The following is a 21,617-nucleotide window of genomic DNA, read 5'->3' on the forward strand; positions in this document are numbered from 1 at the left end:
ATATGGGATAAAAGATGATAATGAGTTTGACGCGGCAGTTGAGAAGTCATCTGGAGTAAACCTGGGGCTGTTCACTGTGCCGCTGGTGGAAAGGAGCAGGAATGGACACAAGAAAACGGAGACAGCTATTGCATAGCGCAAAGCTGGCGGCTATTACGGTAGCTGCCGTCTATACATTTATCGGGATAAGGCCGTTTATAGCGGATGCAGGGGAAGAAATGGAGCCGGAGCCGGTGGTGGATGCAGTAGCGGTAGCCATAGCGGACATCCAGGAGCCTTCTGGGAGCGATACGAGCGTGGGAGCAAAAATCCTGGTACCGGAACCGCAAGCTACACAATCCCCTGGCCGGGATGCGGAAGATTCCTATTTGCTGGCAAAGCTGGCGATGGCGGAGGCGGAAGGAGAGGACACCGAAGGGAAAGCATTGGTTATCCTGGTGGCACTGAACCGGGTGCGGAGCGAAGGGTTCCCGGACACGGTAGAGGATGTCATCCTGGAGGAGCATAACGGAGTTTGCCAGTTCAGCGTCACCCAGGAGGGAGGCCGCTGGTACACGGTAGAGCCGGACGAAGATTGTTATAAGGCTCTGGAGATGGTAACGCAGGAGAATTGGGATGAATCCGAAGGGGCGCTGTATTTTGAAAGCAGGAGTGATTCCACATGGCACCAGAATAATTTGCAGTTCCTTTTCAAACACGGAAAACATTATTTCTACAAGGAGGGATGATATTGCGGAAAGTAACGCGGTTCATCTACCGCGAATGGATATGGATAACGCTGGGGATTATTCTCACGCGGTTTGCCGTTCAATGCGCATACCGGGAGCGTGGATACATGGCATACGGAGGGGAATGGCTTGTGCTGCCGGTTCTGCTGATGACGGTAAGCATGGCAAGAAACGCCTCCGGTGTCGTGATGATGATATTTGAAGGAGAGGAGGATGCGGATGTCAGAAGAATTAAAACGGATCACCGCAGAGTTCCAGGGAACCGCAGGTGGCGTGACGGACGGTGAGGCAGATAGGGTATTCCAGTATTGCCTCCGGAAAATGGAGGTATGCGGTATCGAGAACCGGGAGGAATATCTGCCGCTTTTATTCCGGGATGAAGTGAAGAATTTCATTGTACGCAGAGGGATAAATGCAATCACCGCATTAAGAAGAATGGGGGTGGCGGTCAGTGTGTGAGATATGCAGACAGAATCCGTGCCATCCGAGATGCCCGAATGCAGGGGAACCGAAGGGCAAATACACTTGTATCAAGTGCGGATATGGAATCATGGAGGATGAAGAATACCTGGAGTCAGAGGAAGGGCCGGTTTGTGTGGAGTGTCTGAATGACATGTGTTCCAGGGAAGTAGTAGAAATATGCGGCGGACAGCTGCAAAGAGCATAGAAGGAGGATAAACAGTATGGCAGGACAGCAACAGAGGCAGGTACCGGCGCAGCAGATCCAGCAGGGGGAGATTCAGAAACCTAAGAGTTCAGCAGTCCTTGTGAAGGAGATTATCTCCAGGGACACTTGCAAGAAGAAATTTGCGGAAATCCTGGGGCAGAAAGCGCCGCAGTTCCTTGCGTCACTAACGAATGTAGTATCTGGGAGCGCACAGCTGAAAAGGGCAGAACCTAATTCCATCGTATCAGCGGCTTTTGTGGCGGCTACATACGATCTGCCGATTGACAGCAACCTGGGATTCGCGGCTATCGTTCCGTACAACAACAGCAAGAAGAATCCGCAGACCGGGAAGTGGGAAGACCACATGGAGGCCCAATTCCAGATGATGTATAAGGGCTTTATCCAGCTGGCAATCCGCTCCGGATATTACGAGAAGATGAATTATGCCGTGGTGTATGAGGATGAACTTGTTTCCTATAATCCGATCACCGGCGAGATTGTTTTCGTGACGGACTTCTCACAATGTACCCAGAGAGACGAGGGGCAGACAGATAAAGTTGTTGGATATTATGCGTGGTTCAGACTAAAGACTGGTTACAGCCATGAATTGTATATGTCAACAAAGGCGGTAGAGAATCACGCAAAGAAGTATTCCCAGGCATACCGGAGTGACTTGAACAAAGGGAAGAAAAACAGCAAGTGGACTACTGATTTTGAGGCTATGGCTCTGAAAACGGTAATCAAGCTCCTGCTCTCCAAATGGGGTATCTTATCTGTGGATATGCAGAGAGCCATCCAGGACGACCAAAAGACATTTGACGAGGAAGGGGAGGCATCATACGGAGATAACCAGCCGGACGCAATCGAGGCGGAGAATGTGTTCGAGCTGCCGGGGCCGGGTGATGAACAGGCGAAGGATGAACAGCCGGAGAATGGAGAGAGTTCAGACGGAACCGGAACGGATGCGGCGGATGCCGGAGAGTATGTAAGCCCGGAGGAAATAGATGATTTCATGGAAAGCATGGGCTTAGAGGAATTACCGTTTAAGTAAGGAGGGAATGACATTGGAATTATCGGCAAGTAATTATTACAGCGCGGAGGCGAACCGGGAATACATGAGTGTATCGCAGTACAAGGATTTCGCTGGCACATACGGAAAGCTGGGATGCGAATACTGCGCGATGGAAAAGCTGGAGGGGCGCTGGCAGGAAAAGAAAACGACTGCCCTTCTGGTGGGGAGCTATGTGGATTCTTATTTTGAAGGGAGCCTGGATACGTTCAAGGCAGAGAATCCGGAGATTTTCAAAAAGACCGGAGATAAAGGGCTGAGAGCGGAATACATCAAAGCGGAGGACATTATTCGTAGAATAGAAAGTGACAATTTTTTTATGATGTGTCTTTCTGGGTATAAGCAGGTCATTATGACCGGTGAATTGTTCGGAGCGAAGTGGAAGATAAAGATAGATTCCTACATCGCAGATAAAGTCATCGTTGATTTGAAAGTCATGTCATCCATCACAAAGCATGAATACGTCCGGGATGTGGGCTACCTGGATTTTGTCCGGTATTGGGGCTATGACATCCAGGGAGCAATCTACCAGGAGATTGTCCGCCAGAATACCGGAAAGCGCCTGCCCTTCTATATAGCGGCAGCAAGCAAGGAGGAGGAAACCAACATTGAGGTTATCCATGTGACGGACAATTTCCTCAAAGATGCTATGTCGATGGTAGAGGCGGCTATGCCCAGGATTCTCCGGGTGAAGAATGGAGAGGTAAAGCCAGACCGGTGTGAGAGTTGCGATTGCTGCAGGTACACGAAGGTTTTGCGGAATCCGATCACGATTTTAGACCTGGTAAAGGATATTTGAAACCAAGAACGGCAGATTGGCGGTGATGCAAGTATGGCATGGATAAGTGTCCACGAACAAATCTTAAGCGGAAAGCTGCGTGAGTTAGCAAAGAGCATGGGGTGTTCGCAAAATGAATCAATAGGAATCCTTATCCGGCTATGGTTGTGGGGTATCAACAACGCCGACAAGGAAGGGAGAATAGTAGGAGCAGATAAAGACGATGTTGCGGAAGTTTTGGCAATAGGGAGGGATAAAAAGATTGCGGCAATAAATATCGTGGATGCTCTGATAGAATCTGGCTGGCTGGATGAAAATGGTGGTACTCTATTCATTCACGATTGGGAAGAATGGCAAGAGCCTCTTTATACTTTCAAAGAACGGAGGGAGAGGGACGCTGCCAGAAAGCGTGAGGAGAGGAAACGGTCAAGGCTCCAGAACGAGGCAGGCAGAAAAGAGGATGCTATCTCCCAGGAACCGGCGCCGGAGATGATACCATCACCGGCAGTCAAGGATTCCCCTACACCGGAACCGGAAAAACCGAAAAAGACGGCAGCGGAAGAACGTACTCCTGCATTTGAGGAGTTCTGGAAGGTGTATCCGCGCAAGGAGGGCAAGGGCGAGGCGTACAAGAAGTACAAGGCGCGGCTCAAAGATGGATACAGCGAAGAGGAACTTCTGGAGGCGGCTACGAATTATGCCGGCAGATGCGCAAGGGAGCGGACGGAAAAGAAGTATATCAAGATGGCTAAGACCTTCCTGAGTGATTCCTTACCGTTCGTGGACTATATAAAAAAGCAATCGCAAAATGAAGCAAGACAAGAGCAGGCGGATGGAGTGAATCCATTCGGGCAATTCCTTAGAAGTTAGGAGGCGGATAACGTGGAGGGATTGGAAGGGATCGCCGCCGGAGTATTCATGGAGACGGCGGAGAAAGCAGGCGAGGCGGAAAGCGGCGCCGGTGATTATACCGGCGGTGATGGTCTCCTGCATTGTGGCAAGTGCCACAAGCCGAAGGAGAAGATACTGGAGTTCCCTGGCTCCCTGGATAGAAATGGAACCGGGCGCAGGATGAAGGTACGCTGCATGTGCGAATGCGAGACAGCGGCCAGGGACAAGATGCTCCGGCAGGAAAAGGAAAGGGAAGAGCTGCAGCAGCTCCAGAGGCTCCGGGATTCCAGCCTCATTGAAAGCAGGCTCCGGGCGGCAAAGCTGTCCTCTTTCATCAAAACCAGGGATAACCAGAAATTGTACACGATGGCGCAGCGGTATGTGGAGAATTTTGAGGATATGTACCGCAGGAGCCAGGGGATTCTTTTCTGGGGAACGGTAGGAACCGGCAAGAGCTATACTGCCGCCTGCATCGCGAATGAGCTGTTAGACCGGAGGGTTCCGGTCATAATGACTTCTTTCGTGAAGATTCTCCAGAATATCCAGGGCGGCAACGTGGACGAGGCACAGTACATAGCGCAGCTGAACCGGGCGAGGCTCTTAATCATTGATGACCTGGGGACGGAGCGCAACACGGACTATGCCCTGGAGAAGGTCTACAACGTGATAGACAGCCGGTATTTATCCGGAAAGCCCCTGATTCTCACAACGAATCTGACGCTCACGGAGATGCAGGAGGCGCAGGATACCAGGTTTAAGAGGATATATGACCGTATCTTTGAAATGTGCTATCCGTTCCGGGTGTATGGAGATTCCTGGAGGATGGGGCAGGCGGCGCAGAGGTTCGAGGACATGAGGAGCATACTGGAGGGATGATATGGCAAATGCGGTGGAATTGAAGATTTATAACCAGGAGGACCGGCTTTCGGTGGCGGCAATTCTGATTAAGAACGGTTACACGGTGAGCCAGGGGAAAAGGCAGAGGACAGCCACCGGCAAGACGATGGACTATTTCCTCAAAGTATCAGAGGATGGAGACAATGCTGATACATCGAAGTAGGAGGTAATGATTTGGACAAAGTGAAATTTACAGTCCTGGGAGAGCCGAAGGGGAAAGGCCGGCCGCGCTTCAGCACACAGACCGGGAGGGCCTTTACTCCGAAGCAGACGGTCAACTATGAAACGCTGGTACATACAGAGTACATGGTACAGTGCAAGGGGTTCCGGTTCCCGGATGATGCGATGCTGGACATGAGGATTCTGGCATACTATTCCGTACCGAAAAGCGGTAGCAAGGCGGAGAAGGCCAAAAAGCTGGCAAACGCCATCCGACCGACCAAAAAACCGGATATGGATAATGTGGTGAAGATGGTGGCGGATGCACTCAACCAGGTAGCATACAAGGATGATACGCAGATTGTAGACTGCCAGGTCCGGAAATTCTATTCCGAACAGCCCCGGATCGAGGTTATCATCCAGGAAGTGAAGAAGGGAGGCGATTGAGGCATGGTGGCAACAAGAGTGACATTGATAGTGCTGACTGCAATTTTCAGTATCGGGGTAATGGCAGAAAAGAACGGAAAGGTCGCAAACCGGATGCTGGCCGGTACCGCAATATGTGTCGCAGGGCTTGTGGTTCTGCAAGTGTTCGGTTAGGAGGGGTGGAGAATGGCGTATTGTCAAAGGTGTGGTGGGTACTGCGCTGACCATTACACATATTGCAGGGAGTGTTATTTTAAATTAGGCCAGCCAGCAGGCATGGCTATAAGCCGGGGGCATAAGTGCAGAGGGTGCGGCGCGACTATATACGGAAGGTATAACTACTGCATGAGCTGTGCTAAAAGAAAAGGCTTTATCAAAAAATAGACAAGGAGGATGGCACATGGAACAGAATGAGATTCAGAAGGTAGAAGGAGAAGTTGTGGCAGAGGGCGCAGAGCTGGCTCCGGTCAAGGCGGAGATGGAGTTCCGGCTGATAAATCCCACGGAGGGCGGATTCTTAAAACGTATCGAATGGAACCGCGCCGAGCTGGAGGCGGCAGTCAAGGCAAAGGTGGCACAGTACGAGGGCGTCACATACACAGATGATACCATCCAGGCAGCAAAGGCAGACCGCGCCGAGCTGAATAAGCTGAAAGCAGCTATCGAGGACCGGCGGAAGATTGTGAAAAAGGTAATCAATGAGCCGTACACGGTATTTGAGAAGGAGCTGAAAGGCATCCTGGCACTCATTGATACGCCGGTCGGCATCATCGACACCCAGATCAAGGACTACGAGAACCAGAAGAAGGAGGAGAAAAAGGAGCAAATCCGGGAGGCGTATTCTGCAGCAATCGGAGAACTGGAGAAGGTCATCACGTTTGAGAGGCTGTTCGACCCCAGGTACCTCAATGCCACATACTCCCTGCCAAAAGCCATAGCGGACATCCAGGGCAAGATTGAGAAGGTCAAGACAGACCTCCAGACCATTGATGAAATGTGTTCTGACTATAAGACCAACGCCCAGGACATTTATCTGAAAACCCTGGACTTGTCTAAGGCGATGGCAGAGGAAAAGCGCCTGCACGATCTGAAAGAGAAGATGGAGGCGGATAAGAGGGCCAGGGAGGAGGCAGAGCGCCGGAGGATTGAGCAGGAGGAGGCCAGACGCCAGGAGCTTGCTAGGAGGCAGGCAGAGGAGGCGAAGCGCCGGGAGGCAGAGAGGCAGGCCGCACAGGAGAGAGCAGCAGCCCAGGTACCCCAGGCGGAACCGGAGTCTGATAACGGAAATACCCAGGCTGTGAACGTTTTTGGCACTTATGATAACGGAAACGGCCAGAATGTTCCGGAAAATGCCCTAAATAATACGGGAAATACCAAAAGCGTTCCGGAAAGCGCCCCGGATGCTCCGGCAAAGAGATACCGCGCTACCTTCTGGTGCGAGGGTACCCTGGAGGAGATAAAAGCCCTGGGGGCATACATGAGGGAACACAATATCAAGTACGGAAAGGCGGGAAAGTAGATGGAAAGAGGTTTTGACGAGAAGCTGACGCTGGACAGCGAAACATTCAGCGGAATGAGCCGGGATTACAATTTTGTACTCCAGAGGCTTTTGGAGACAATGAGGGATAGGGACTGTGACGAAGGTTCCATCACTCTGAATCTGAAAATCTCTCTCAAATCAGAGTATATCCCGAACTATGACCCGAACGTCCAGGGAGAGAGCCGGGAGGTCAAGAAGCCGAAGTTCGAGCATAAGATTTCATCCTCTGTGAAAATCACGGACGAGAAGAAAGGCACCCTGGACACGGAGATGGAGCTTGTCATGGATGATGATACCGGCATGTATGTACTCCGGCCCATCGTGAACACACAGCAGAGAAGTTTCTTTGATGATGACATGAGAGGGCAGTTCTCCGGATCAGATGAACCGGGTGCAGAGGCAGAGGGGGACGGCGGAGCGCCTGCCCTTCCTGGGAGGAAAGTCCTGGGACTTCCGGGGCCGGATGTGATAGATGGGGATTTTAAGGAAGTGGCCGCAGAAGGCCCGGAAAGCCCGGATTCGGGCGGTTCCGGAGAGAATGATATTTCTTCCGTGGACGGTGAAGAAAACGCTCCATTGGACGCTACCGACGCCCTATTCGAGGATGAAGAGGGCATGGAGGACGGCGAGGGACATATTCCGTTCAGTGATGATGACGGAGATGATTATGAAGATGATGGATACGGCTATGAGGAGCCGGAGGAGGACTAAGCATGGATAATGATAAAAGGGTTGATGAATGGCTGGAGAATCACGACGGTGACGATTACTGTCTTTACTGCAAGTGCAGCGCGGAATGTGACGGTAGAGGGGTAAGAGGCGGCCCGGATGGTCCTATCTATCCCCCGTGTTGCGATTCAGATTACAAGGAGGATCTGCTGGATGAAGATGCTCTCCTGGAGGATCTGAAAGAGGAGGAGGGTTAGAATCATGCCGGGAGCACTGGAAATTGATAAGGCGGCACATAAACTTATGAATTTTATTCCGGTCAAGCAAGTGGAAAAAGATGGTTACAGTGTGTTTTATCACGAGGAGCGGCTGTATTCTGTAAGGCACATCAAAAGCGGCATAATATCTCTGGTATATGCTGCAAGCCCACATGAAGCAGTTGAAATCATAGAAGCAGGCAAAAATTGAGATAGGAGGATTGAATCATGGGATTGAGAAGTTTGGCCAGAACAGTAGCAGCAAACAAGAGCTATCGGCAGAGCGGTACTACGGACATGTTCGATTATTTCTTCACTAAGGTGTGGAGGGAGAAAGGGCATCCGGCATCCGGAGCGGACCGGCCTACCAAAAAGCGGAGACGCGGCAGAAAGTAGATCAGTGGGCAGCGCGGTTTCTTCCGGGAGCTGCGCTGCATGAAAGGAGAAAAGATGGATAAGAGCAGGAACAAAGGCCAGGACACAAGGAACATTCCGGACGGACCGGCAGACGGCATCAGCCTGGATGTGCAGAGTACACATACGAGGTTCCGGGGGAAAGGCAATCAGCGGAGGATGGCAAAGCAGATGGTTGTCCCCGGGAACATCAAGGCCAGCGTGGAGCTGGGGGTTGTGTCCATATCGGACCGGGTGCATGACATCATGCTTACCGTGAGGATTGAGGATATGTCTGCGGTGATGGCCGGTGCATACGAGATGGCGAGAAGGGCAGAGGCGGAAGGGAGTGCGGACGGTGAAAAAGAGGACCAGGTACATAAAGGTCTACGAGAGGATTCTCCTGGAGGAGAAGAAACTCCTGGAGGAGCTTGCGAAAATACCGGTGGACGGCAGGAGGACGGCTCCGGTCAATGCCAGGAAAGCATTTAAGCTCATATCGGATATGTGCTACCAGCTGGCCCAGGAGTGCAACGTACTGGTGAGCTATCCACAGAAAGCAATCGCAGGGAAGAAAGTTGACCTGGGGGGGATGCTCATATTGCTGCCAAACTGTAAGCTGGTGACGATTGAAGAGCTGAAAGAGATTGAGGATAGGAGGTACTGATATGCCAAGAGGGAATTTTGGAAGGTGTGCCGGATGCGGCGCACAGATCATCTGGATAAAGACAAAGGCCGGGAAGAACATGCCGTGCAATACGTTGCTGGTGGACTACAAGGCGGATGGAGGCAAGGATAAAATCGTTCTCCAGACCGGGGAAGTGGTCTCCGGTACCATCGTTTCATCCCAGGATGACCCGGACGGTTCCGGTTATACGTCACATTTTGCCACCTGCAGCAACGCGAAGAATTTCAGACGCAGGAAGTAGGGCAAAGAAAAAGGCCATACCGCATGTAGCAGTACCGCCCATTCCTCTATAACACCGACTACCCCTATTATAGGGGGTTATCAGAGGAATGTCAAGGAGGTAAATGCACATGGGTAAATCACAAGGCAGGCCGGTACGATATGAGTTCACCGAGGAGAATATAAATGTCATAGCGGCGATTGCTGCCGAAAAAGGGATTGAAGCGTACAAAGAGGAGCATAGGAAAGAGGAGGCGGAGCGCCAGAGCAGGGTACAGAACAATGCCAAAGCCCTGCTGATAAACTACCGGCGGTTCAAGGACTACATAGAGAATGCGGAGTATGACATGGACACGACCTCCGATGATTCTCTGAAAGATATGCTGTCACTGATGCAGGGGTATTTCAAGGACAGCGACCTTAAAGTATTGAGCATAGAGAAGGGCAAGGCCAAGACAAAGATGATTATGAGCCATGTGGACACTATGCTGGATGAATATAAAAAACAATGCGAAATAGCGGCAGACCCAGAGGAAATGAGAAGATATAGGGTAATCAAGGGGCTTTACCTGGATGCGGAGCCTAAGACTGCGGCGGATATAGCGGAGGAGGAACATATCACGGAGAGAACCGTGTTCCGGGACGTGAAAGCTGCCTGCAAGCGTCTGGCGATACTGTTTTTCGGGATCTATGGATTCCGGTATTAGCGGTGTCAAAAATGTGTCATTGATATTTCAGTAGCCAGGTCTTAATATGGTATCAGCCGAAAAACCCCAATGTCATGCTCATTTTGTGAGAGTAACCATGTGTTTTCCCTCCAGACCAGGGCGGAGCAATCCGTCCCGGCATCGGAAAAACGGTTAGAGGCAGAGTTTCATACTCGATGGAAAGCAGCCGCCGCCTGGCTGCTTTTCGTTTGCCGAAAGACCGGCAGGCGGCATAAAACCTGGGGTTTTCATTGATATGCGCCCTGGGATATGGTATAATTAAAGGGTAATAGGGGCATAAAAAACAGAGCCTTGCACCCTGGAAAAGTCAAAAGCTCTGTCCCCATCCGAAAGAAGGATGTAGGTTCATTGTAGCATCCCTTCCGGATAAAAGCAACCATAATCTCAAAGAAAGAAGGAAAAGAGCATGAACAACAACACAATGAATCAGACGGCAGAAAAGAGCGGCATCACCGGAGGGCGTAGGATATGCCTGCTGGATTTGAATTACACCCTGGTATCAAACCAGATGGACACACGGATGCTCCGGCCGTTCTCTAAGAGGATGGAGGGCGAGGAGTACCGGATGGACTTGATAGACGCGATCAGAGGCGATTATGTCATCATCGTCACGGCCAGGCCGGACTACCAGAGGGTACAGACGATGCAGAACGTCCTCAAAAAGACCGGATGGGAGCCGGTGGAGGTATATTTCAATGACATCAATGCGGAGCCGCATGTGTTCAAGGAATCCGCGCTCAAAAGGTTCATCTTCCCTAAGTACGGTACGGACGGCGCACAGTTCTATGCGGTGGAGAGCAATCCTAAGACCAGGGCGATGTATAAGAAATACGGCATCCATGCAGAGCCGTATTCAGAGTTCATAAAGAAGGTAGGGGCGGACGGAAAGGTTGCACCGGCGGAGCCGGAGATGCAGCAGCTCTCCCTATTTGACTAAGGCGTCATAACTGCATACAGATTATTAGGCGGCATGTTCCTTCCTGGGATGTGCCGCTTTTTAATGCAAATAACGAAGAAAGGAAGGGAAACGGATGGAGACACAGACAATGAGGGTGGCGGAGATTGTACCGGCGGCGTACAATCCCAGGGTAACACTGACGGAAAAGGATTTTGAGTACCAGGCACTAAAGGCAAGCATTGACGAGTTCGGGCTGGTGGTTCCTCTGATTGTGAACCGGCAGACCGGGAACCTGGTGAGTGGACACCAGAGGCTCAATGTCATGCTGGCAAAAGGCGTGGAGGAGACGGAGGTTGTCATCGTGGACATGGAGCCGAAAAAGGAAATGGCTCTCTGCATCGCCATGAACAAGATAACCGGCGAGTGGGACTATGGAAAGCTGGCAGACATCATGGAGGAGCTGCGGGATGCGGAAGGGATTGACACAACGACCACCGGATTCTCCGATCACGACATCGCGGAGCTTCTGGGGGAGCTGGATGCAGCGGCAGAGGACATCCCGGACGTGGAGGGCGTGGCGAAGAAGGACGATGATACGGAGGGAATCCCCTGCATCGTGGGCGAATATAAATTCCGGATTCCGGATGGGCCGTACAAGGATATGATGGCAGACATCCGGGAGAAGGTCGGGTTCTCTAAGGAGATGGTAGAGGGAGAAATGAAAAGGAGGCTGATGGGATGAAGATAGAAACTCTGAATATAGCAGACATCCGGGCAAGCTCTTTCAATCCGCGCATCACACTGGAGAAGGGTTCCAGGGAGTATGAGGCGATAGCGGCCAGCATAAGGGAATTTGGGTTCGTGGAGCCGCTGGTGGTGAACAGCCATAACATGTGCTGCCTGGGAGGGCATCAGCGCTTATCCGTGCTGAAGGATATGGGCGTGGAGTCCGTGGAATGCGTGATGGTGGAGGAGCCGGACCAGGCCAGGGAGAAGGCTTTATGCGTTGCCCTTAATAGGATAAAGGGCGAATGGGATATGGATATGCTGGCGGCCCTGCTCCAGGACAAGGCCGTTTTCTCTCTTCCTACCGGTTTTGAGGAGGGCGAGGTAGACCTGGAGCGGATGCTGGAGGATGTGGAGCCGCCCGAACTTTCGGAGGAGGAACCGGAGGAGGCGGAGGAGCCTGCCGGTCCGGAGGGTACCACAGTAGTAAAGATTGGCAATTTCAAGTTCAAGATCACCATATCGGAGTACCAGGGTATGTTAAATACCATCCGGGACGCCGGTATTTTCGATTCTAAGGCGATTTCTGATGAAATTAAGAGGAGGATACTTAATGGTTAAATTAGTCCCTATTGGCGACGTGAGGGCGTCAGAATACAATCCAAGAAAGAATGATGAAAAGCGCCTGGCACTCACAGAAATGTCTCTGCGAAAGCTGGGCTTTTTGCTGCCTATCTATGCGGATAAGGACGGCGAGATATTATCCGGGCATCAGCGCCATCTGGTGGCGGAGCGCATGGGCTTTGACAAGATACCGGTCCAGTATGTAGACCAGGAGGATTTGAACAGCAGAAAGGCATTGAACGTACTGTTCAACCGGGCAACAAATGACCTCCAGAAGCAGGACACATGTACGAAGATTAAGAAGCGCCTCTACAACATGGACATAGACAGCATGTGCGCCGGACTTCCGGACATCGAGCCTGGGAGTGAGGCATCCTATCCGTGCGTGTACGCTTGCAGGAGGATTGATACCGTGCAGCTGGCTAAGAAGAACCACCGGGATTTCGATTCCCACATGAAAGCCCTGGCAAAGGCACTGGAGAAAAAGACCGGGAGCCTTATGCCGGTAGTCATCGGTCCGGACATGGATGTGGTGAACGGGATTGGCAGGCTCCAGGTGGCGGCGGAGGCCGGAAAGAAGTTCATCCAGTGCGTGGAAGTGACGGAGGCTCAGAGGGAGTTCGCGTCTGCGATGCTGAACCTACTGTCTATGGACTTCTCTATGGAATCCGAATACGCGGATGTACTCCGGTATAATTCCTTTATGAGGGAGCGCAACACCAGGGAGACGGATGCAGAGGGCAACTGCGCCCTGGGAGATGGATTTTTCAAGGGAGTATTCCCGAATAATAACGGCAGGGACTTTTTCAAGCTGGAGGGCGATGTCTTGAAAGCCTGGACCGGCCGGTATGGGGATAAGATTGTGGATTTCGGTGCCGGAAAGCTGAACAATACCAGGACGCTCCGGGCCGCAGGCGTGTATGTCTCTGCATTTGAGCCTTATTTCGTCACTACCGGCGATGAAATACACAAGCAAAAGAGCCTGGAGATAGCGGAGCGGTTCCTGGAGGAGGTAGAGAGCGGTGTGGAGTACACATCGGTATTCATATCCTCTGTTTTCAATTCCGTGCCGTTCATGGAGGACAGAAAGAAGATAGCGGCTATCGCGGCTGCGCTCTGCTATCCGAAAGGCCAGGTAGTATGCTGGTGCCAGAGCAACGAGGCGCACCAGTTCACGGCCACGAAGAAAAAGTCCGTCCAGGATGAAGCAAGGCTGACATTCGACCTGGACTATGAACCTAATACCATCCTGGGAGATATTTCAAAGCACCCGAAAGTCCAGAAGGGGCATACAAGGGAGGAAATGACCGGGATATTCGCGCCGAGGTTCCGCAAGATTAAGAGGCTGGACCTCATTCAGAAATTCTGGTACCTGGAGGCAATCGAACCTATCCTGGATGTAGACGCGCTGGCGGATGCCCTGGATTTTGAGTTTGACCTTCCTTATCCGGACGGCTCCACTATGGGGCTTGCAGGCCGGGCGAGGGAAGTGTTTGAAAAACGGTTAGGCGTAAAGCTGCCGGGAAAGGAGGGGAGCTATGGGAAGTAATGGGAATGTCGATAACGTGTCACCGAATGGGAAGTGGGAATTTGACAGCGAAGTGGCGCGGTGCTTTGCAAATATGCTGGAGCGGAGCATCCCGGACTACCGGAGCATGAGGAGTCTGGTCTATGAGATAGGAGAAAAGTTCATCACTCCCGACACCTGGATCACGGACATAGGGTGCTCTACCGGGCTTGCAATAGAGCCTTTTTACGAGAAACACGCGGACGAAAACAAGTATTTCCTCTGTGACAACTCCGCAGCAATGCTGGAGGAGTGCAGGAGTAAATTTTCGGTAGGCATCGGGGCCGGTTTTGTGAAATGCGTAAACGGTAACTTTTTTGAAGTGGAAATGCCCCTGGCAAACAGCCTGGTACTGTCCATCCTATCCATGCAGTTCATGCCCACATCGTACCGCCAGAAAATGCTGAATGACATATACGACCACATGCTGTACGGAGGGGCGCTTGTCTTTGTAGAGAAGGTAGTGGCGGACGGAGGGGCGGATGACCTTCTGGTGGATTTGTACTATGAGATGAAGCGCCGGAACGGCTACACGATTGAGAAGATAGTGGAAAAGCGGAAGAGCCTGGAAAACGTGCTGTCTCCGCTGAAGCCTGGATGGAATGTGGAGATGCTGCACAATGCAGGGTTTAAGGTTGTGGATATGTTCTGGAGATGCCTTAATTTCTGTGGATGGATTGCCATAAAATAACCCAGAAGTAGTACCGCGGAGCGAAGGAGGTGGGCGAAGTGTCCAAAACCGAAAAGCCGTGGGAACGCCAGAAGGGGGAAACCGAGCAGGCATTTGAGGCGTTTGCAATCTACCGGGATTTAGGTCTAAAGAGGTCTAACCATGAAGTCTGCGAGCGGTTGTCTAAGAGTAGACAGCTCATTTCACGCTGGAAGTCTAAGTACGGATGGGACGAAAGGGTGAGGGCTTATGACAATGAGATGGAGCGCCAGGCACACGCGGAGGCAGTCAAGGACCTAAAGGACATGACGAAGCGCCACACCAAGATTGCTGTTCAGATGCAGAAAAAGGCACTGGAGGCGTTGGAGAAGCTGAAAGTTGAGGACATGACGCCGAGGGACATCAAGGAGTATATCAAGATTGCTACCGAGCTGGAGAGGCTGAACCGGAGCGTGTCTGCAAGCGATAACGCGATAGACGAGGAGGAGCAGACCAGGGTGGAGGTCTATATGCCGGAGAAGGAGGCTGACGAGGATGAATAAAGTGATACGTCCCCAGAAAGGCCCCCAGGAGAAGTTCCTGGCTACCAGCGCGGATATAGCGATTTACGGAGGCGCCGCCGGTGGAGGAAAGACCTATGCAATACTCATGGAGCCGCTGCGGTACATCAACACTAAGGGATATAGGGCAGTCATCTTCCGGAAGAATTTCAACCAGATATTTGCATCCGGCGGTATATGGGACGAGAGCCAGGAGATGTACGGAGACATAGCCGGTGCCAAATCCGTGCAGACGCCAAAATTCCGGTGGTCATTCAAGAGCAAGGCTAACATATACTTTGATTTCCTGGGGAGGGATGCGGATGTTGAGAAGTGGCAGGGTTCCCAGATAACATTCATAGGGTTTGACGAGCTGACGCATTTTTCAGAACGCCAGTTTTTTTATATGCTGTCGCGTAACCGCTCCACTTGCGGAGTGAAGCCTTACGTCAGAGCCACATGCAACCCGGACGCGGATTCATGGGTGGCAAAGTTCATTTCCTGGTGGATAAACCCGGAGACCGGATACCCTATTCCGGAGCGCTCTGGAAAAAAACGGTATATGGCGCGTGTGGATGATGAAGTGGTATGGGCCGACACAAGGAAGGAGCTTCTGGATAAAGGCATCAAGGCCGACAAGGTTAAGAGCGTCACATTCATAGCAAGCACCCTGGCGGACAATAAAATCCTTATGGAGAAAGACCCAGGGTATAAGGCAAACCTGGAGGCTTTACCTTTGGTCGAGAGGGAGCGCCTGCTTCACGGCAACTGGAAAATCAAGCCTGCGGCCGGTCTGTATTTCAAGCGTGTACAGATTGGCACAATCCTGGATGCTGTGCCTGATGACATCGTTTCCATTGTACGCGGATGGGATCTTGCGGCTACCGATATGGACGAGGACGATGATGCGGCATATACATCCGGCGTTCTTATGGCAAAGAGGAGCAACGGAAGATTCGTTGTGATAGACGTGATAAACCAGCAGCTGAAAGCTGGTGATGTCCGGAAACTGGTTAGGACAACATCGGCGGTGGACAATGCCAAATATGGATATGTGAGGCAGAGGCTACCGCAAGACCCGGGGCAGGCCGGTAAAGAGCAGGCACAAAGCTATATTGAGATGCTGGCAGGATATGATGTGGTTACAAAGCAGGAATCCGGTAGCAAGCAGACCAGGGCGGAGCCTATGGCAGCTCAATGGCAGCTGGGATTATTCGATGTCGTGGCTGGGGCATGGAACGAAGCATATTTTAATCAGCTGGAATCATTCCCGGAAAGCAAGTTCAAGGATATGGTGGATGCCGGTTCATCCGCTTTCAATGAGCTTACCCTGGGGATGGCATTCAATATTGACAACCTATTGTAGGAAGGAAGTGAGGACTTTATGGACGATACACAGAAAGCCAGGCTGGAAAAGCAGCGGCAGCTACAGAGAGGCGCGGCCATCATTGAGGGTACGCAGGAGCAGTTCCGGCAGGACGGTTACTCAAATATGCTCAATAAATACGGAACCGCGCAGGATAACTCCACCGCGTACACCTACACGCAGGAGCCTTTTGTCTCTGACATGGAGCTTACCAGGCTGTATGAAGGGAATGGGCTTTTTGCGAAGATTATAGACCGCCCTTCCGAGGAGGCTGTTAAGCATGGCTATGATATTGATTTTGGGGATTCTGACGTATCGGAGTATATAGAGGACCGGATGGATTCATTACAGCTGGAGGATAAGTTTGCAACGGCGGAAAAATGGGCCAGACTTTACGGTGGCGCGATCATCGTCATGCTGGTGGATGATGGCCGGGGGCTGGAGGAGCCTCTGAACTGGAGCGATGTCCGGAGCATCGAGGAGCTGCGAGTGTTCGAGAGGGCGGTTGTCCAGCCGGACTACACGAACCTCTACCATTTCAATTTTGCTGACAGCATGGATGGTGATGTGCCGTTTGGAGAGCCGGAGTATTACCAGGTATTCAGCGTATATGGCTATTTCGTTGTGCATCAGTCACGGTGCCTGGTATTCCGGAACGGACGCCTGCCAGAACAGACCACGAACACCAATTACCGGTATTGGGGCATCCCAGAGTATGTGAAGATAAGAAGTGCTCTCCGGGAGTGCGTAACATCCCACGGAAACGGCGTGAAACTGCTGGAGCGGTGCGTCCAGGCCATATACAAGATGAAGAACCTCTCTAATATGCTGGCAACGGACGAGGGTGAGGATAAGGCAATCCGGAGGCTCCAGCTGATTGATATGGCAAGGGGTATTCTGAACAGCATAGCCATTGATACCGAGGGGGAGGACTACGATTTCAAGAATATCACGATGGCAGGGGTGAAGGACATCCTGGATGCTACATGCAATATGCTGTCAGCTGTTACGGACATTCCACAGACAATCCTATTCGGACGCTCTCCTGCCGGGATGAACTCCACTGGCGAGAATGACATGGAGAATTATTATAACATGGTGGAGAACATCCAGAAGGAGAACATGAAAGGCAGCTCCCGGACGGTAATAGACCTCATGCTTATCCAGGGCAAGCGCGAGGGACGGTTCAAGGAGATTCCCAGGTACAAGGTAAAGATGGCGGCTCTTTGGTCTACGTCCGACAAAGAGCAGGCGGATATATCCAAAACCAAAGCGGATACGGAGCTTGTGAAAGCCCAGACAGCGCAAATCTACATGGATTCTTCTGTCATTGACCCTTCCGAAGTCAGAAAGAACCTGGCAGCAGAGGGGGAGTTTGAGATTGAGAACCTAATCACGGAGGATGACCTGGACATTACCGGGGAGGGGATGGAGCCTGGAAACATTCCGGATCACGGCATGGTACCGGCATCCGAACCTGCAGCAACCGGAGAGGAAGCGGCAACGGACGCGGACGATTTACCAGCCGCTGCGGTCCTGGTTATTCATGACGGGAAAATCCTGGCGGCATCCAGGCGCGGCAGCGAGGGCATCTGCGGGCCTGGCGGGAAGGTGGAGCGTGGGGAATCCACCGAGGATGCGGCAAAGAGGGAGGCGATGGAGGAGTTCAACATCATGCCTCTAAATCTCATACCGATAGGGATATACGAAAGCCCCGGCGGACCGTATCTTTCATCGCAGATTTTCTTTGCGGATGAATTTACCGGAAAGCCGGAGGCAGATGGTGACGAGATGCTGGATGCGGCATGGTATACGCTGCCGGAGCTTTACCAGAAAAACCTCTTTCCGCCGTTTGAGAAAAGCCTGGACATTCTCCTGGAGATTCTGAATGGGGGCGGTCCGGATGGATGAAAAGATGCTGAACAAAGAGCTGATGGCGAAAGTCAGCCGGAAGTTCTACGGACATACGAACCTATACAGCAAGTATACGCCGAAGATTCCGGAGGGCGCGGAACGCGAGTATATCCGCATGGTGAATGAATACACCGGCATCCTCAAAGAGGAGCTGGAGGCGGAGTTCCCTACACTCAAAGAGATTTACAAGAGGGAGAGGGATGCGGAAGTCCAGGGGCGACGGGAAGATTCGGCAACGGATTTCCTTCTGGCGGTAATCGGCATATTTAACAGAATACGGAACAAAGTAGCTGCTAGGTGTCTTTCCTTCGGCTTGAAGAAAAGGCTTTTGAACCTGGCGCTTATTAACCGGCGGATGACAACCAAAGAATGGGAAAAGGTCATCCGTACCAGCCTGGGAATAGACATCCGCAAGGACTACTACCTGGGCGATTTTTATTTAGATCAGCTGGCAAAGTGGGTGAGTGAGAATGTGGACTTAATCACTTCCATACCGGAGAATACGCTGGATAAGATGAAGGATATTGTCCTGGATGGATTCAACCGCGGGCGCAGGACTACGGACATCGCAAAGGACATCCAGCTTGCATATGGCGTGAGCAGGAAAAAGGCGCGGTTCATAGCAAGGGACCAGACGGCAAAACTCAACGGCCAGATTCAACGCGCCCAACAGATGGATGCAGGAATCACGGAGTATATCTGGAGTGATTGTGGAGATGAACGTGTCCGCAGGAGCCACCGGAGGCTGAACGGCCAGAAGTTTTCCTGGGAAGGGGAAGGGCCGGAGACCGACAATGGGAGGCACTGTCATCCCGGCCAGGATTTCAACTGCCGCTGCATAGGCAGGCCGGTATTCAACCGGAATACGCTGAACCTTCCGGTAAAGGAGGACAGCGGAATCAAGGTAACAATCAAATGATAGGAGGTATCAGAGATGGAAAACGCTGTGAAAGCGATTTGCCAGGCTTTAGTAGAGGAGGCCGGATTAGTTATCAGTCACACTGATAAAATCGCTGCTTTAGGCTCCAACGACGCCAGAGCAACGGCGCAGGCGATTGATAGTATGCGCCTGGATGCGGTGGAGCATATCCAGAATCTCACTCTGGAGCTTACAAGGCTAATCACTTCCGGAGAGGAGCCTGGAGAGGCAGAATCCGGAGAAAAGCCGGAAGGGGAGGGTGCAGCTGAATGATTGAACCAAAATTGAGGAAAGTGCGGCGCCTGGACACTATCCGGCTGGATAAGGACGATAGGACGTACTTCACAGAAGAAGGGTATCTGGTAGACCACCCGATTCTTACATCGTGTGGGATATTTGAATACACAAACCCCGATGGTAGTATTCGGAGGGAATTGCGACTGCCGGAGCATGTGTTCAACGAGAAATCGCTGGCTACATACAAAGGCAAGCCCATTATCATCACCCACGAGGCAGGCATCGTGAGCAAAGATAATGTGGATAAGGAGCAGATTGGAACCATCCTCACAAATGGGTACCAGGACGGAGAGGATGTCCGTGCCGAAATCATCATCCATAATACGGATGCCATGAAGGACAGCGGACTGAAAGAACTCTCCCTGGGGTACAACCTGGACCTGGTGGAGGAGCCGGGGACTTACAACGGCGAACCTTACGATGCAATCCAGACGAATATTGTCATAAACCACCTGGCACTTGTGGCATCGGCACGAGCCGGGGAGCAGGCCAGGCTCAACATTGACGGTTCGGACGAACCAGAACTTAAAGGAGGTAAATTGATGGCAAGAGAAACAAGAAGCCGCGCAGATGGCGGCGCAATGTCACCGGAGGAGCTTAAAAAGGCCATAGAAGCGTATAAGGAGCGCAAGGCCGGTAGAGCTGCCGCCGGGGGCGAGGAGAAACCGGCAGCTGATGAAGCCGGGGCAGCTATGGCAGAGGCAGAGGAACCCACCGAGGAGCCTGCAACCGAGGAGGAGAAAGCAGCAGACGGAGAAGGGTGTGAGGAGCCTGCACCGGAGGAGGGGAGTTCTCCTGCCGACATCGCGCAGATGGTGAAAGACCGGCGCGACCGCAGGGATGCAGAGGAAGACCCGAAGGATGTTGAAGGAGCTATGGGCGTCATCGCACAGCAGGACGAGGACATTGACATGCTCCTGGCCTGCCTGGAGAAGATGATGGCCGATGCGGCAGTGGACAGCGCGGATAACGCAGACGGCGGAGCCGATGCTGCCGACCAGGCGGACAATGCCGACCAGGAGGATGGTTCCGATGACAAGAGCGGTTCCCTAAACGCGGATTCAGCGGATGAAATCTTCCGTCAGCGTTTGAGCATCTGCCGGATCGGTGACAAGCTCCGCATGGACGGCCTGGAGAATAAGAGCATCCTGGAGGGTAAAAAGGCTATCATCGCTAAAGTCCTTCCGGCCATGAGACTTGACGGAAAGAGCCGGGCCTATGTGGATGCCGCCTATGACATGGCTGTGAATGAGGTCAATAAGCGGAAGGATGTTTCCTTCCAGAAAAAGCAGATGGCCGGAAAACCGGCTCCTGCACAGGCAACCAGGGCAGACGGTAATCCTGCCGGTAAAAGCGCAGCGGCGCAGGCAAGACAGCGCATGATTGATAGAGAAGGAGGTAAGCAGTAATGGCAGCACAGATGAATTACAGTTTCGATACTCCGAAGGGTGTCGCAGGCGGCAAAGTAGACCTTGCGTATGACGAGGTAGTGACGAGGCAGAATGAGGAGGCCGATGGCGTTCTCAAATTCGGTATGGCGGCAGCTGTGGGAACGTCCGCAGGCTCTACGGTCAAGGTTCCGGCTGCTGGCACCACAAAGGCGCAGATCGAGGGCGTTGTTCTCCATGCGGCGAACACGGAGCAGGACATGTCCGGGAAGGTCATTCTGAAAAAGGATGTATCGGTCGGCATCATGCGTAAAGGGCATGTATGGGGCAGGCTTGCGGCTGATGCGGTTCCCACCTATGCGCAGACGGCCTATGTGGTGACTTCCGGGAAAGATGCCGGAGCCTTTACCCATCTGGAGACCCAGGCCGGAGATGGCGGTGAGGCGAACCTGGACATCGGGGCAAAGTTCGGCAACGCAAGCGATACTGATAATGGCATTGCAGTCATTGAGTTAGGCTAAGAAAAGTCCAGCTAAGAAATGTCAATAGGTAAAACGAAAAATGTTTAAAAAGTTTTTTTCAAGCAGTTGATGTAAAAAA

Annotated in this window: 29 protein-coding genes; all 29 read left to right on the forward strand. The window is 52.1% G+C overall.

The genetic code is table 11. The features are described 5' to 3' along the window. Window positions 1-101 precede the first annotated feature (101 nt). The 29 genes from NFS35_RS22125 to NFS35_RS22265 all read left to right on the forward strand — a co-directional run bounded on the left by NFS35_RS22125 (window position 102) and on the right by NFS35_RS22265 (window position 21,538). Window positions 102-728 (forward strand): cell wall hydrolase, encoded by a 627-nt coding sequence (locus tag NFS35_RS22125; RefSeq protein WP_251209232.1) that lies wholly within the window; start codon window positions 102-104, stop codon window positions 726-728. 219 nt (window positions 729-947) lie between these two features. Next, window positions 948-1,187: a hypothetical protein gene (locus tag NFS35_RS22130; protein WP_251209233.1), complete on the forward strand. Its 240-nt coding sequence runs from the start codon at window positions 948-950 to the stop codon at window positions 1,185-1,187. A 224-nt stretch (window positions 1,188-1,411) separates the two neighbouring features. Beyond that, window positions 1,412-2,446: a recombinase RecT gene (locus NFS35_RS22135; protein WP_251209234.1), complete on the forward strand. Its 1,035-nt coding sequence runs from the start codon at window positions 1,412-1,414 to the stop codon at window positions 2,444-2,446. 7 nt (window positions 2,447-2,453) lie between these two features. Beyond that, window positions 2,454-3,263, forward strand: coding sequence for a PD-(D/E)XK nuclease-like domain-containing protein (locus NFS35_RS22140; protein ID WP_334303564.1), 810 nt, complete (start codon window positions 2,454-2,456; stop codon window positions 3,261-3,263). 33 nt (window positions 3,264-3,296) lie between these two features. Next, window positions 3,297-4,112 carry a hypothetical protein gene (locus tag NFS35_RS22145; RefSeq protein WP_251209236.1) on the forward strand — a complete coding sequence of 272 codons (816 nt, stop codon included), beginning with the start codon at window positions 3,297-3,299 and terminating at the stop codon, window positions 4,110-4,112. Between the two features lie 12 nt (window positions 4,113-4,124). Then, on the forward strand, window positions 4,125-5,009 hold the full coding sequence (locus NFS35_RS22150) for an ATP-binding protein (RefSeq protein WP_251209237.1): 885 nt from the start codon (window positions 4,125-4,127) through the stop codon (window positions 5,007-5,009). Between the two features lies 1 nt (window position 5,010). Next, window positions 5,011-5,193 carry a hypothetical protein gene (locus tag NFS35_RS22155; protein WP_251209238.1) on the forward strand — a complete coding sequence of 61 codons (183 nt, stop codon included), beginning with the start codon at window positions 5,011-5,013 and terminating at the stop codon, window positions 5,191-5,193. A gap of 20 nt (window positions 5,194-5,213) precedes the next feature. After that, the gene (locus tag NFS35_RS22160; RefSeq protein WP_330640411.1) at window positions 5,214-5,636 is read left to right on the forward strand and encodes a RusA family crossover junction endodeoxyribonuclease; all 423 of its coding nucleotides are present in this window, start codon (window positions 5,214-5,216) and stop codon (window positions 5,634-5,636) included. A gap of 3 nt (window positions 5,637-5,639) precedes the next feature. After that, entirely contained in the window at window positions 5,640-5,789 is a 150-nt protein-coding gene (locus NFS35_RS22165; protein ID WP_251209240.1) for a hypothetical protein, read from the forward strand. 226 nt (window positions 5,790-6,015) lie between these two features. Next, window positions 6,016-7,134 carry a DUF1351 domain-containing protein gene (locus NFS35_RS22170; protein WP_251209241.1) on the forward strand — a complete coding sequence of 373 codons (1,119 nt, stop codon included), beginning with the start codon at window positions 6,016-6,018 and terminating at the stop codon, window positions 7,132-7,134. Then, on the forward strand, window positions 7,135-7,866 hold the full coding sequence (locus tag NFS35_RS22175; RefSeq protein WP_251209242.1) for a hypothetical protein: 732 nt from the start codon (window positions 7,135-7,137) through the stop codon (window positions 7,864-7,866). Window positions 7,867-7,868: 2 nt separating this feature from the next. After that, complete coding sequence (locus tag NFS35_RS22180; RefSeq protein WP_251209243.1) at window positions 7,869-8,081, forward strand: hypothetical protein; 213 nt, start codon at window positions 7,869-7,871, stop codon at window positions 8,079-8,081. A 4-nt stretch (window positions 8,082-8,085) separates the two neighbouring features. Further along, window positions 8,086-8,292 carry a hypothetical protein gene (locus NFS35_RS22185; RefSeq protein ID WP_251209244.1) on the forward strand — a complete coding sequence of 69 codons (207 nt, stop codon included), beginning with the start codon at window positions 8,086-8,088 and terminating at the stop codon, window positions 8,290-8,292. 17 nt (window positions 8,293-8,309) lie between these two features. After that, a complete protein-coding gene (locus tag NFS35_RS22190; RefSeq protein ID WP_251209245.1) occupies window positions 8,310-8,477 on the forward strand; it encodes a hypothetical protein in 168 nt (55 codons plus the stop codon). A gap of 355 nt (window positions 8,478-8,832) precedes the next feature. Then, window positions 8,833-9,141 carry a hypothetical protein gene (locus tag NFS35_RS22195; RefSeq protein ID WP_251209246.1) on the forward strand — a complete coding sequence of 103 codons (309 nt, stop codon included), beginning with the start codon at window positions 8,833-8,835 and terminating at the stop codon, window positions 9,139-9,141. Window position 9,142: 1 nt separating this feature from the next. Further along, window positions 9,143-9,403, forward strand: coding sequence for a hypothetical protein (locus NFS35_RS22200; protein ID WP_251209247.1), 261 nt, complete (start codon window positions 9,143-9,145; stop codon window positions 9,401-9,403). Window positions 9,404-9,512: 109 nt separating this feature from the next. Continuing rightward, a complete protein-coding gene (locus NFS35_RS22205; RefSeq protein WP_251209248.1) occupies window positions 9,513-10,088 on the forward strand; it encodes a hypothetical protein in 576 nt (191 codons plus the stop codon). 427 nt (window positions 10,089-10,515) lie between these two features. Continuing rightward, window positions 10,516-11,046, forward strand: coding sequence for a hypothetical protein (locus NFS35_RS22210; RefSeq protein ID WP_251209249.1), 531 nt, complete (start codon window positions 10,516-10,518; stop codon window positions 11,044-11,046). A 94-nt stretch (window positions 11,047-11,140) separates the two neighbouring features. Then, window positions 11,141-11,749, forward strand: coding sequence for a ParB N-terminal domain-containing protein (locus NFS35_RS22215; RefSeq protein ID WP_251209250.1), 609 nt, complete (start codon window positions 11,141-11,143; stop codon window positions 11,747-11,749). Then, window positions 11,746-12,354: a ParB N-terminal domain-containing protein gene (locus tag NFS35_RS22220; protein WP_251209251.1), complete on the forward strand. Its 609-nt coding sequence runs from the start codon at window positions 11,746-11,748 to the stop codon at window positions 12,352-12,354. Before NFS35_RS22215 ends, NFS35_RS22220 begins: the two co-directional genes overlap by 4 nt. Further along, a complete protein-coding gene (locus tag NFS35_RS22225; RefSeq protein ID WP_251209252.1) occupies window positions 12,347-13,906 on the forward strand; it encodes a ParB N-terminal domain-containing protein in 1,560 nt (519 codons plus the stop codon). The genes NFS35_RS22220 and NFS35_RS22225 overlap by 8 nt, the downstream gene beginning before the upstream one ends. Further along, complete coding sequence (locus NFS35_RS22230) at window positions 13,896-14,615, forward strand: methyltransferase domain-containing protein (RefSeq protein WP_103239784.1); 720 nt, start codon at window positions 13,896-13,898, stop codon at window positions 14,613-14,615. Before NFS35_RS22225 ends, NFS35_RS22230 begins: the two co-directional genes overlap by 11 nt. Before the next feature lie 38 nt (window positions 14,616-14,653). After that, a complete protein-coding gene (locus NFS35_RS22235) occupies window positions 14,654-15,136 on the forward strand; it encodes a hypothetical protein (RefSeq protein ID WP_103239783.1) in 483 nt (160 codons plus the stop codon). Beyond that, window positions 15,129-16,499, forward strand: coding sequence for a phage terminase large subunit (terL, locus tag NFS35_RS22240; RefSeq protein ID WP_103239782.1), 1,371 nt, complete (start codon window positions 15,129-15,131; stop codon window positions 16,497-16,499). The genes NFS35_RS22235 and terL overlap by 8 nt, the downstream gene beginning before the upstream one ends. Before the next feature lie 18 nt (window positions 16,500-16,517). Beyond that, window positions 16,518-18,410: an anti-CBASS protein Acb1 family protein gene (locus NFS35_RS22245; protein WP_103239781.1), complete on the forward strand. Its 1,893-nt coding sequence runs from the start codon at window positions 16,518-16,520 to the stop codon at window positions 18,408-18,410. Next, window positions 18,403-19,332, forward strand: a complete 930-nt coding sequence (locus NFS35_RS22250; protein ID WP_251209253.1) for a phage head morphogenesis protein — start codon at window positions 18,403-18,405, stop codon at window positions 19,330-19,332. Before NFS35_RS22245 ends, NFS35_RS22250 begins: the two co-directional genes overlap by 8 nt. Window positions 19,333-19,347: 15 nt before the next feature. Beyond that, window positions 19,348-19,605: a hypothetical protein gene (locus NFS35_RS22255; RefSeq protein ID WP_251209254.1), complete on the forward strand. Its 258-nt coding sequence runs from the start codon at window positions 19,348-19,350 to the stop codon at window positions 19,603-19,605. Continuing rightward, window positions 19,602-21,038, forward strand: coding sequence for a DUF2213 domain-containing protein (locus tag NFS35_RS22260; RefSeq protein ID WP_251209255.1), 1,437 nt, complete (start codon window positions 19,602-19,604; stop codon window positions 21,036-21,038). The genes NFS35_RS22255 and NFS35_RS22260 overlap by 4 nt, the downstream gene beginning before the upstream one ends. Then, on the forward strand, window positions 21,038-21,538 hold the full coding sequence (locus tag NFS35_RS22265) for a structural cement protein Gp24 (protein WP_251209256.1): 501 nt from the start codon (window positions 21,038-21,040) through the stop codon (window positions 21,536-21,538). Before NFS35_RS22260 ends, NFS35_RS22265 begins: the two co-directional genes overlap by 1 nt. The last annotated feature ends 79 nt before the right edge of the window (window positions 21,539-21,617 follow it).

The sequence above is a fragment of the Acetatifactor aquisgranensis genome (assembly GCF_943193215.1).
In the GTDB taxonomy this organism is placed as follows: Bacteria; Bacillota; Clostridia; order Lachnospirales; family Lachnospiraceae; genus Acetatifactor; species Acetatifactor aquisgranensis.

Bases quoted from the DNA above. Each gene is read 5' to 3' on its own strand.
- NFS35_RS22125 (WP_251209232.1), top strand. From the start codon at position 102: ATGGACACAAGAAAACGGAGACAGCTATTGCATAGCGCAAAGCTGGCG.
- NFS35_RS22130 (WP_251209233.1), top strand. From the start codon at position 948: ATGTCAGAAGAATTAAAACGGATCACCGCAGAGTTCCAGGGAACCGCA.
- NFS35_RS22135 (WP_251209234.1), top strand. From the start codon at position 1,412: ATGGCAGGACAGCAACAGAGGCAGGTACCGGCGCAGCAGATCCAGCAG.
- NFS35_RS22140 (WP_334303564.1), top strand. From the start codon at position 2,454: ATGACATTGGAATTATCGGCAAGTAATTATTACAGCGCGGAGGCGAAC.
- NFS35_RS22145 (WP_251209236.1), top strand. From the start codon at position 3,297: ATGGCATGGATAAGTGTCCACGAACAAATCTTAAGCGGAAAGCTGCGT.
- NFS35_RS22155 (WP_251209238.1), top strand. From the start codon at position 5,011: ATGGCAAATGCGGTGGAATTGAAGATTTATAACCAGGAGGACCGGCTT.
- NFS35_RS22165 (WP_251209240.1), top strand. From the start codon at position 5,640: ATGGTGGCAACAAGAGTGACATTGATAGTGCTGACTGCAATTTTCAGT.
- NFS35_RS22170 (WP_251209241.1), top strand. From the start codon at position 6,016: ATGGAACAGAATGAGATTCAGAAGGTAGAAGGAGAAGTTGTGGCAGAG.
- NFS35_RS22175 (WP_251209242.1), top strand. From the start codon at position 7,135: ATGGAAAGAGGTTTTGACGAGAAGCTGACGCTGGACAGCGAAACATTC.
- NFS35_RS22180 (WP_251209243.1), top strand. From the start codon at position 7,869: ATGGATAATGATAAAAGGGTTGATGAATGGCTGGAGAATCACGACGGT.
- NFS35_RS22185 (WP_251209244.1), top strand. From the start codon at position 8,086: ATGCCGGGAGCACTGGAAATTGATAAGGCGGCACATAAACTTATGAAT.
- NFS35_RS22190 (WP_251209245.1), top strand. From the start codon at position 8,310: ATGGGATTGAGAAGTTTGGCCAGAACAGTAGCAGCAAACAAGAGCTAT.
- NFS35_RS22200 (WP_251209247.1), top strand. From the start codon at position 9,143: ATGCCAAGAGGGAATTTTGGAAGGTGTGCCGGATGCGGCGCACAGATC.
- NFS35_RS22205 (WP_251209248.1), top strand. From the start codon at position 9,513: ATGGGTAAATCACAAGGCAGGCCGGTACGATATGAGTTCACCGAGGAG.
- NFS35_RS22210 (WP_251209249.1), top strand. From the start codon at position 10,516: ATGAACAACAACACAATGAATCAGACGGCAGAAAAGAGCGGCATCACC.
- NFS35_RS22215 (WP_251209250.1), top strand. From the start codon at position 11,141: ATGGAGACACAGACAATGAGGGTGGCGGAGATTGTACCGGCGGCGTAC.
- NFS35_RS22220 (WP_251209251.1), top strand. From the start codon at position 11,746: ATGAAGATAGAAACTCTGAATATAGCAGACATCCGGGCAAGCTCTTTC.
- NFS35_RS22225 (WP_251209252.1), top strand. From the start codon at position 12,347: ATGGTTAAATTAGTCCCTATTGGCGACGTGAGGGCGTCAGAATACAAT.
- NFS35_RS22230 (WP_103239784.1), top strand. From the start codon at position 13,896: ATGGGAAGTAATGGGAATGTCGATAACGTGTCACCGAATGGGAAGTGG.
- terL (WP_103239782.1), top strand. From the start codon at position 15,129: ATGAATAAAGTGATACGTCCCCAGAAAGGCCCCCAGGAGAAGTTCCTG.
- NFS35_RS22245 (WP_103239781.1), top strand. From the start codon at position 16,518: ATGGACGATACACAGAAAGCCAGGCTGGAAAAGCAGCGGCAGCTACAG.
- NFS35_RS22250 (WP_251209253.1), top strand. From the start codon at position 18,403: ATGGATGAAAAGATGCTGAACAAAGAGCTGATGGCGAAAGTCAGCCGG.
- NFS35_RS22255 (WP_251209254.1), top strand. From the start codon at position 19,348: ATGGAAAACGCTGTGAAAGCGATTTGCCAGGCTTTAGTAGAGGAGGCC.
- NFS35_RS22260 (WP_251209255.1), top strand. From the start codon at position 19,602: ATGATTGAACCAAAATTGAGGAAAGTGCGGCGCCTGGACACTATCCGG.
- NFS35_RS22265 (WP_251209256.1), top strand. From the start codon at position 21,038: ATGGCAGCACAGATGAATTACAGTTTCGATACTCCGAAGGGTGTCGCA.